The organism is Rathayibacter sp. AY1E2 (genome assembly GCF_002932325.1).
Classification (GTDB): domain Bacteria; phylum Actinomycetota; class Actinomycetes; order Actinomycetales; family Microbacteriaceae; genus Rathayibacter.
Genome location: NZ_PSVO01000022.1, coordinates 45541 through 53752 on the forward strand (window position 1 = coordinate 45541; position 8212 = coordinate 53752).

Here is an 8212-nt window from a genome sequence, read left to right on the forward strand (position 1 = left end):
TAGGGAACTCCCGATACTGGAGTCATGAGCACCCCGGCCCCCTCGAAGCACCTCGCCCCCGCGCAGCGCACCCGCCTGAAGCGGGCCGACGGGACGCCGATCCGCGTCCTCGTCGTCGACGACGAGAGCACCCTCACCGACCTGCTCCAGATGGCTCTGCGCTACGAGGGCTGGGAGGTGCGCACCGCCGCCGAGGGCCGCGCCGCGATCACGATCACCCGCGAGTTCCGGCCCGACGTGATCGTGCTCGACGTGATGCTCCCCGACATCGACGGCCTCCAGGTCCTGCAGCGGGTCCGCGCGGACGGCAGCGAGACCCCGGTCCTCTTCCTCACCGCGAAGGACGCGCTCGACGACCGGATCGCCGGGCTCACCGCCGGCGGCGACGACTACGTCACCAAGCCCTTCTCCCTCGAGGAGCTGGTCGCCCGGATGCGCGGCCTCATCCGCCGCAGCACCCTGCTCGCCAACGACGCGGACGACCCCGAGGTCGTCGTGGGGGACCTGGTGCTGAACGAGGACAGCCACGAGGTCCGCCGGGGCGGCGACGAGATCGAGCTGACCGCCACCGAGTTCGAGCTGCTGCGCTTCCTGATGCGCAATCCGCGCCGCGTGCTCAGCAAGGCCCAGATCCTCGACCGGGTCTGGTCGTACGACTTCGGCGGCAAGTCGAGCGTGGTCGAGATCTACATCTCGTACCTGCGCAAGAAGATCGACGCCGGCCGCTCGCCGATGATCCACACCGTGCGCGGCGCCGGCTACCTCCTGAAGCCCGCCGACCAGTGAGCCGCACCGGCCGCCCGTCGCTCGGCGACTTCGCGACCCGCTCCGCCCTCCGCAGCTCCCGCCGCGGCCGGCGCGCGCCGTGGACTCTGCGGCGGCGGATGGTCGTCGCCGTGGTCGCGCTCGTCGCGGTGACGGCGGGCGTCGTGGGAGCGGTCAGCGTGCTCTCCGCCCGCTCGATCCTCTACGGCAGCACGGACGCGTCGCTCAGCCAGTCGGTCACGCGCCTCCAGGACTTCGACGGGCCGAGCCGCTTCGGCGGGTCGAGCGCGATCGAGCAGGCCACGACCTGCCCCAGCGGATCCTTCGGCGGCGGCCCGAGCCAGAACCTCAGCACCATCACCGCCGTCCAGGGCTCGGACGGCTCCTTCATCGGCGCCTACGTCGACGCCGACGGGGTCTGCCGGCAGTTCTCGGACCCGGCCGACTCGGTGCTCGCGGCGGCCGTCGCCGCGGGGGGCGAGGAGGCGACCATCGAGCTGCCCGGGAGTCTCGGGACCTACCGCGTGCGCGCGGCGGCGGTCGAGGGCTCCGTCGTCGTCGTCGGCGTCCCCCTGGGCGAGGTCGCCGAGACGCTCGCCTCCCTCACCTGGGTGGTCGTCGTGGTGGTGCTGCTGGCGATGCTGCTGGTCGCCCTCGTCGCCACCGCGATCATCCGCGTGGCCCTCCGGCCCCTGGAGCGGGTGGAGGCGACGGCGACCCGCGTGGCCGAGCTGCCGCTGGACCGCGGCGCCGTCGAGCTGGTCGAGCGGGTCCCGGAGGAGGACGCCGACACCCGCACCGAGGTCGGCCGCGTCGGCGCCGCCTTCAACCGCATGCTCGACCACGTCACCGGTGCTCTGGAGTCGCGGCAGGCGAGCGAGGACAAGGTGCGGCAGTTCGTCGCCGACGCCTCGCACGAGCTGCGCACTCCCCTCGCGGCGATCCGCGGCTACGCGGAGCTGCCCCGGCGCGGCGGGACCGAGCTGCCGGAGTCGGCGGCCTACTCCCTCGATCGGATCGAGTCCGCCGCCACCCGGATGACCTCGCTGGTCGAGGACCTCCTCCTGCTCGCCCGCCTCGACGAGGGCCGCGACCTCGAGAAGGAGTCCGTCGACCTGACGCTGCTCGTGATCGAGGCGCTGTCGGACGCGCACGCCGCGGGCCCCGACCACGAGTGGGACCTCGAGCTCCCCGAGGAGCCGATCGAGATCCGCGGCGACGGCTTCCGGCTGCACCAGGTGGTCGCCAATCTGCTGCGGAACGCGTCCGTGCACACGCCCCCCGGCACCCGGGTCGTGGCGGCGCTCGCCGAGGAGGTGTCGGAGGGGCGGCCGATCGCGGTCGTCACGGTCACCGATTCCGGCCCGGGCATCGCGCCGGAGCTGGTGCCGGTGCTGTTCGAGCGCTTCGCCCGCGGCGACTCCTCCCGAGCGCGCACGACCGGATCGACGGGGCTGGGCCTGGCGATCGTGGCGGCGGTCGTCGACGCCCACGGCGGGCGCGTCCTCGTCGCGTCCGAGCCGGGGCGCACGAGCTTCCGCGTCGAGCTGCCGGCGGGCTGAGGGCCGGGGCGGCGGTCTCCCGCCGCCCGCCCTACACCGAGACGCCCAGCCGGCGGCGCGCGTCGTCGAGGGTCCGCACCACGGCGACCACCTCGTCGAGCGGGTGCAGCGGCGACTCGGTGCGCCCCTCCGTCACGTACTGCGCGACGTGCAGCGCCTCCCAGGCGAGGCCCTCGCCGCCCTGGAGCGGCGTCTCGTCGATCCACGACCCGCTCTCGGAGCCGCGGGTGAGCGTCACGCCGCCCGGCGTCCAGAACGACGGGTGCACGTCGATCCGCCCCGCCCGCCCCGCGACGCTCGCCGCGTGGCGGGTGTCGGCCAGCACGGTCGAGGTGGCCACCGACTGCACCCCGTGCGCGTGGCTGCCGACGATCGTCGCGGTCGCGTCGACGCCCGTCGAGGTCATGCTGCCGGCGACGACGGTGCTCTGCGGCGTGCCCGCCACCATCGAGACGAAGGAGGAGGCGTAGACGCCGACGTCCAGCAGGCCGCCGCCCGCGAGCGCCGGGTCGAAGATGCGGCTGGAGGGGTCGAAGTCGAAGGCGGCGCCGAAGTCGGCCGAGACGACGGCCGGCGCGCCGACCGCCCCGTCGGCGAGCAGCTGCCGTACGACGTCCATGTGCGGCAGGTAGCGCATCCACATCGCCTCCATCGCGAAGACTCCGGCGTCGCGCGCGGCGTGCACGATCATCTCGGCCTCGCCCGGGGTCGGCGCGAACGGCTTCTCGACCAGGATGTGCTTGCCCGCGGCGATGGCGAGCAGTGCCTGGCGGGCGTGCTCCGAGTGCGGGGAGGCGATGTAGACCACGTCGACCTCCGGATCCTCGACCACGGCCTCGTAGCCGGCCGAGGCCCGCTCGATCCCGAACCGGCTCGCGAACCGCTCCGCGCGCTCCAGCGAGCGGGAGCCCACCGAGACCACGCGCTGCCGGGTGTGCTTCTGCAGCGCCTCGACGAACGAGCCGGCGATCGAGCCGGGCGCGATCACCCCCCAGCGCAGGACGGGGGAGTCGAGGAGGGAGGGGAGTCGGGGCTCGGGGAGCGTCAGTGCCATGCGTCCACGCTAGGGCCCCGTGCCCGGCGGGGGCGAGGGGGTGCGCGGCGGTCCCCTAGGGTGTGACGGCACGCGCAGTCGCGGGCGGAGGAGGACGTCATGCCCGAGTGGTACACCCTGGGCGTCGTCGCCCTCGTGATCGTCGTGGTGGTCGTCGCGATCGTGCGCTTCCGGTTCAACCCGGTGCTGGCGCTGGCCGTGGGAGCCGCCGCGATCGGCCTGCTCACCGGGCTCGGCCCCGTCGACACCGTCTCCACGATGACCACCGGCTTCGGCGAGGTGATGATGGAGGCTGGCCTCCTGATCGGCTGGGGCGTGCTCATCGGCGCGATGCTCAACGAGATGGGCGCCGTCGTCCGGCTCGTCGAGGGCCTGCTGCGTGTCTTCGGCCGCCGCGGGATCCCCTATGCGCTGGGCCTCTCCTTCGCCACCTACCTGCAGACGATCTTCGTCGACGCGCTGATCGTGATCGCGGCCCCGCTCGCGCGCCGGATCGCGCCGCGGCTGGGGCGCGCGGGCACCGGCATCGTCGCCGTGACCTTCGCCGTCGGGCTCGAGACGGGCATCGTGATGATGGTGCCCGGCTTCGCCGCGGTCGCGCTCGCGGGGCTGCTCGGAGTGCCGCTGGGCGTGATGATGCTCGGCGGATTCGCGGTGGTGGCGCCGACGGTCGTGGTCACGATCCTGCTGATGTCGCTCGCGTTCCGCCTCGGCTTCTGGGACCCGGCGCGCGACGAGCAGCTGGTCGTGCGCGACGACACGACCGGGCTCGCGACGGTGGGGGCGTCGCCCGCCGCGGACGGCGGACGGCTGCCGTCGTTCGGAGCGCGGGGGACCGGCGGGGCGTCCTCGAGCGGAGTCGGAGCGGCATCGGGCGGCTCGTCCGGCTCGTCCGTCGAGGACGCGGCGGGTCCCGCCGAGGCGCAGGACGCCCACCCCGCCCGCGAGCGCCCGCTCCTGCTCCTCTTCGCGCCCATGCTCCTCGCCCTCCTGCTCATCGCCGCGCAGGCGGTGCTCACCGTCTCCGGGATCGAGCTGCCGGTGCTGCAGTTCCTCGGGAACCCCGTCATCGCGCTCCTCCTCGCCGTGATCGGCACCGGAGTGGTCGGCCGGTCCACCGTGGGAACCGCGCGGATGGAGAAGGCGGTCGCCAAAGGCTTCCAGGACGGCGGGCAGATCTTCCTGCTCACCGGCGTCGGCGGGGCGCTCGCCGCGGTGATCGCCCAGGGCGACCTCGGCGAGATCCTGAAGGGCTACTTCTCGACCTCGGCGACCGCGCCGCTGCTGCTCGTCTGGGTGATGGCGGCCGTGCTGCACATCGCGGTCGGCTCGGTCACCCTCTCGGCGATCACGGCGGCCGGAGTCGTCGCGCCGGTCGCCGCGACACTCGGCCTCGACCCGCTGCTGATCGCACTCGCCGCGGGCTCCGGCGCGCTGTTCTGCATCCACGTCACCTCGAACACCTTCTGGCTGCTGCAGAGCTTCCTCGGCCAGTCGGTCCGCGGCGCCCTCAAGTCCGTGACCGTCGGCGTCTCCCTCGCCTCCGTCCTCGCGCTCGGCGCCACGCTCGTCCTCTCCCTCTTCCTCTGACCGGGCCCTCCCTCCTCCTCTCGTCGGATGCCGCTCCGGCACTCGACTCGCCGCGCGAGGCCTCCGACGAGGCATCTCGCGGAGGTGACCCGGCCGACACGTGACGGAAACATGGAGCCTCTATCTTCCTGAGAGGGTTCACATCCGATTCGGAGATCCAGACGCCGACGGGGGCCCGATCCGTTCCGTCACGCCTCGACAAGGGAAGAACTCCGCTTGAGATCTCGAACCGCCCTCGCCTCCGGATGCGCCGCGCTCGCGCTCGCCGCCGGCGGTCTCCTGGTCGCCCCGCCGGCGACCGCCACGACCGCAGCACCCGCCGACTACACCCGCGTGGACATCGTGCGTCCGCCGTCCGCTCCGATCGCGGTGCCGACCAGCTACCCGCAGCAGACCCCGCTGACCGAGGTGCCCGTCGACCCGACCGACGCCTCGCTCCTGCGCGGAGTCACCCCCTACGACGCCATCGCGCCGCAGCTGAACGCGCTCGCCGCCCGCTCCGACCGGGTCTCGACCCAGGTGGTCGGGAAGTCCGGCCTCGGCCGCGACATCTACCTGGTCACCGTCACCGCCCCCGAGACCGAGGCCGAGACGGCTCAGCAGGCCGAGTGGCGCGACCGGCTCAAGTACGAGCCCGCCGCCGCGGCCGCCGATGCCGAGCTGATGGACGGCTACAAGGTGCCGGTCTGGTTCAACGGCAACATCCACGGCAACGAGTGGGAGGGCAGCGACGCGATCCTCGAGTACATCGAGGGCGTCGCCACCGCCGAGGACGCGGAGACCGAGGCGCTGCTCGAGGGCAACCGCCTCTACTTCACCGTCACCAACAACCCCGACGGCCGCGCCCTCGGCCAGCGCGCCGTCGCCGCGGGCTACGACCCGAACCGCGACATGATCACCGGAGCCACCAGCGAGGCGGCCGTGATCCGCGACCTCTCGAGCGTGCTCCAGCCCACGTACTTCATCGACATCCACGGCTACACCGGGATCCTCCAGGTCGAGCCCTGCGGCCCGCCGCACGGCGAGAACTACGAGTACGACCTCTTCCTCCCGCACGCCTACGCGACCGCGCTCGAGATCGAGCGCCGCGTCGTCGAGGCCGACGTGCCCGGCAACACCTACCTCGCCGAGGACGGCAGCGCCACCACGGACAACACCGGGAAGATCCTCATCCCCTACCGCGACATCCGCGCGGGCTGGGACGACTGGCCCCCCATCTTCGCCCCGCAGTACGTCGCCTTCCAGGGCGCGATCACCAACACGGTGGAGCTTCCGCTCGGCCGCACGGCCAACAGCACTCCGGAGGAGATCGCCCAGGGCCAGGCCAACGCGGACATCGACGTCGAGGTCGCCGGGATCGTCATGGACGCCTCCGTCGACTACATCGAGGCCAACCGCGACGCGCTCCTGAGCAACCAGGTCGCCATCTTCGAGCGCGGCGTCACCGGCGCCCCCGCCATCGAGATCCCCGCCGACGTCTCCGCGGCCGACCTGCCCGCGGGCGTGCCGACCGAGTGGACCGAGATCTGGGACGAGACCGACGTCTACACGACCGAGTACCCGCGCGCCTACGGCATCCCCGTCGACGGCACGCAGCGCTCCGTCTCGGACGCCGAGACCCTCGTCGCGCAGCTGCTCGCCCACGGCGTCGAGGTGTCGCGGACCACGGCCGCCACGAGCGTCGGAGGAGTCTCCTACCCCGCGGGCACCTACCTGGTCGACATGCACCAGTCGGTCCGCGGCCTCGCCAACGTCCTCCTCGCCGACGGCAGCGACATCTCGAGCCGCGTGCCCGAGATGTACGACGTCTCGGCCTGGAGCCTCTCGCTCCTCTGGGGCGCCGACGTGCAGGCGATCGGCTCCACCACCGACGCCCTCCCGGCCGTCGGCCTGGAGCCGGTGACCGCCGTGGCTCCGGTCGGCTCCGTCCCGGCAGGCGCCGACTACCTCGCCTTCGAGCCGCGCGGCGTCCTGGAGTACCAGGCCGTCAACGCGCTGCTGGCCGACGGCGTCGCCCTCGAGCAGTTCGAGGACGGCACGATCGCCCTCCGCGCCGACGCCGCCGGGCTCGCGGCCGCCGAGGGAGCCGCCGCCGTCTTCGGCGTCGACTTCACGGCGACCACCGCCGACCGCGTGCGCGCCGAGGACGGGAAGGCGCTCGACGCCCTCCGCGTCGCCTACTCCGGCACGAACGAGGACCGCGACGCGCTGGCCAAGCTCGGCTTCGCCGACGCGGTCGCCGTCGACGCGGCCGCGCTCACCGCGGGCACCGCGACCCTCGAGGGCGCCGACGTGCTCTACGTGGGACGCGCCCTCTCCTTCACCGCGGAGCAGACCGTGGGCCGCACCGTGGTCGAGGAGTTCCTCGCGGCGGGCGGCGACGTCGTCGGCCGCGGCGGCGCAGGAGCGGCCTTCGTGTCCGACTTCGGCCTGGCCGAGCTGACGGCACAGACCGGCACCAGCGGCTCCAACGGCATCGTCTCGGTCGAGACGCCCGCCGGCGGAGTCCTCGGCGACTACCCGCAGGACACCGCGTTCGTCTCGCCGGCACTGTGGTTCGCCGGTTTCGACGAGTCGGTCGCGGTCGAGCAGAGCTACTCGGAGGACGGCACGTTCGTCGCCGGTCACTGGGTCGACTCCGACGGGCAGTCCCGGATCGACGCGGCCGGGCAGGCCTCGGCCGTCTCGTTCTCGACGGAGTCGGGCACCGAGGGCTTCCTCTTCGGCACCTCGCCGGTGTTCCGCAACCACCCGGTCGGAGCGTTCAGCGACGTCGCCCGGGCGCTGCTCGCCGTGGCGCCGGAGGGCGCCGCCGTCGAGCTGCCGGGGACCCCGGAGCCCACGCCGACGCCGGAGCCGACCGGCTCACCGGAGCCGACCGCGACTCCCGAGCCGACGGCGACTCCTGAGCCGACCGTGACGCCCGAGCCGACCGCGAGCCCCGAGCCCACGTCGACCCCGGAGCCCACCGTCGTGCCGACGGCCGGACCGACCGCCACGGCCGCGCCGATCACCGCGCCGACCGGCCCCGGCGGCCTCCCCTCCACTGGGGTGGAGACCGGCTCCTGGCTGCTGCTCTCGGGAGGTGCTGTCGCCCTCGGCCTCGGCTCGCTCCGCTGCACGCGGGGGGGGAGTCCCTCGCCACCGCCGCACCGGACCTCGCCCTGGCACGACTGATCTCCTACTACTCGCGGCGCCTCCTCGCGCCCCACACCCGGGCCACCCGCCCCCGCACCGAGCC

General features: G+C 73.6%; 5 protein-coding genes. 4 read left to right on the forward strand and 1 reads right to left on the reverse strand.

All coding sequences use genetic code 11. From position 1 onward, the window contains the following. The first annotated feature begins 24 nt into the window (after positions 1 to 24). Both C5C49_RS14025 and C5C49_RS14030 read left to right on the forward strand, forming a co-directional pair. Positions 25 to 786: a response regulator transcription factor gene (locus C5C49_RS14025; RefSeq protein WP_104223650.1), complete on the forward strand. Its 762-nt coding sequence runs from the start codon at positions 25 to 27 to the stop codon at positions 784 to 786. Beyond that, positions 783 to 2327 carry a cell wall metabolism sensor histidine kinase WalK gene (locus C5C49_RS14030; RefSeq protein ID WP_219814596.1) on the forward strand — a complete coding sequence of 515 codons (1545 nt, stop codon included), beginning with the start codon at positions 783 to 785 and terminating at the stop codon, positions 2325 to 2327. Before C5C49_RS14025 ends, C5C49_RS14030 begins: the two co-directional genes overlap by 4 nt. Before the next feature lie 31 nt (positions 2328 to 2358). Here the strand turns inward: C5C49_RS14030 and C5C49_RS14035 are convergent, their stop codons facing one another. Beyond that, the gene (locus C5C49_RS14035; RefSeq protein WP_104223651.1) at positions 2359 to 3381 is read right to left on the reverse strand and encodes a Gfo/Idh/MocA family protein; all 1023 of its coding nucleotides are present in this window, start codon (positions 3379 to 3381) and stop codon (positions 2359 to 2361) included. Between the two features lie 99 nt (positions 3382 to 3480). Here C5C49_RS14035 and C5C49_RS14040 point away from each other — a divergent pair, with 99 nt between their 5' ends. Together C5C49_RS14040 and C5C49_RS14045 are read left to right on the forward strand one after the other, a co-directional pair. Then, the gene (locus C5C49_RS14040; RefSeq protein ID WP_104346370.1) at positions 3481 to 4971 is read left to right on the forward strand and encodes a GntP family permease; all 1491 of its coding nucleotides are present in this window, start codon (positions 3481 to 3483) and stop codon (positions 4969 to 4971) included. 216 nt (positions 4972 to 5187) lie between these two features. Then, positions 5188 to 8148, forward strand: coding sequence for a M14 family zinc carboxypeptidase (locus tag C5C49_RS14045; protein WP_104346371.1), 2961 nt, complete (start codon positions 5188 to 5190; stop codon positions 8146 to 8148). Positions 8149 to 8212 lie beyond the last annotated feature (64 nt).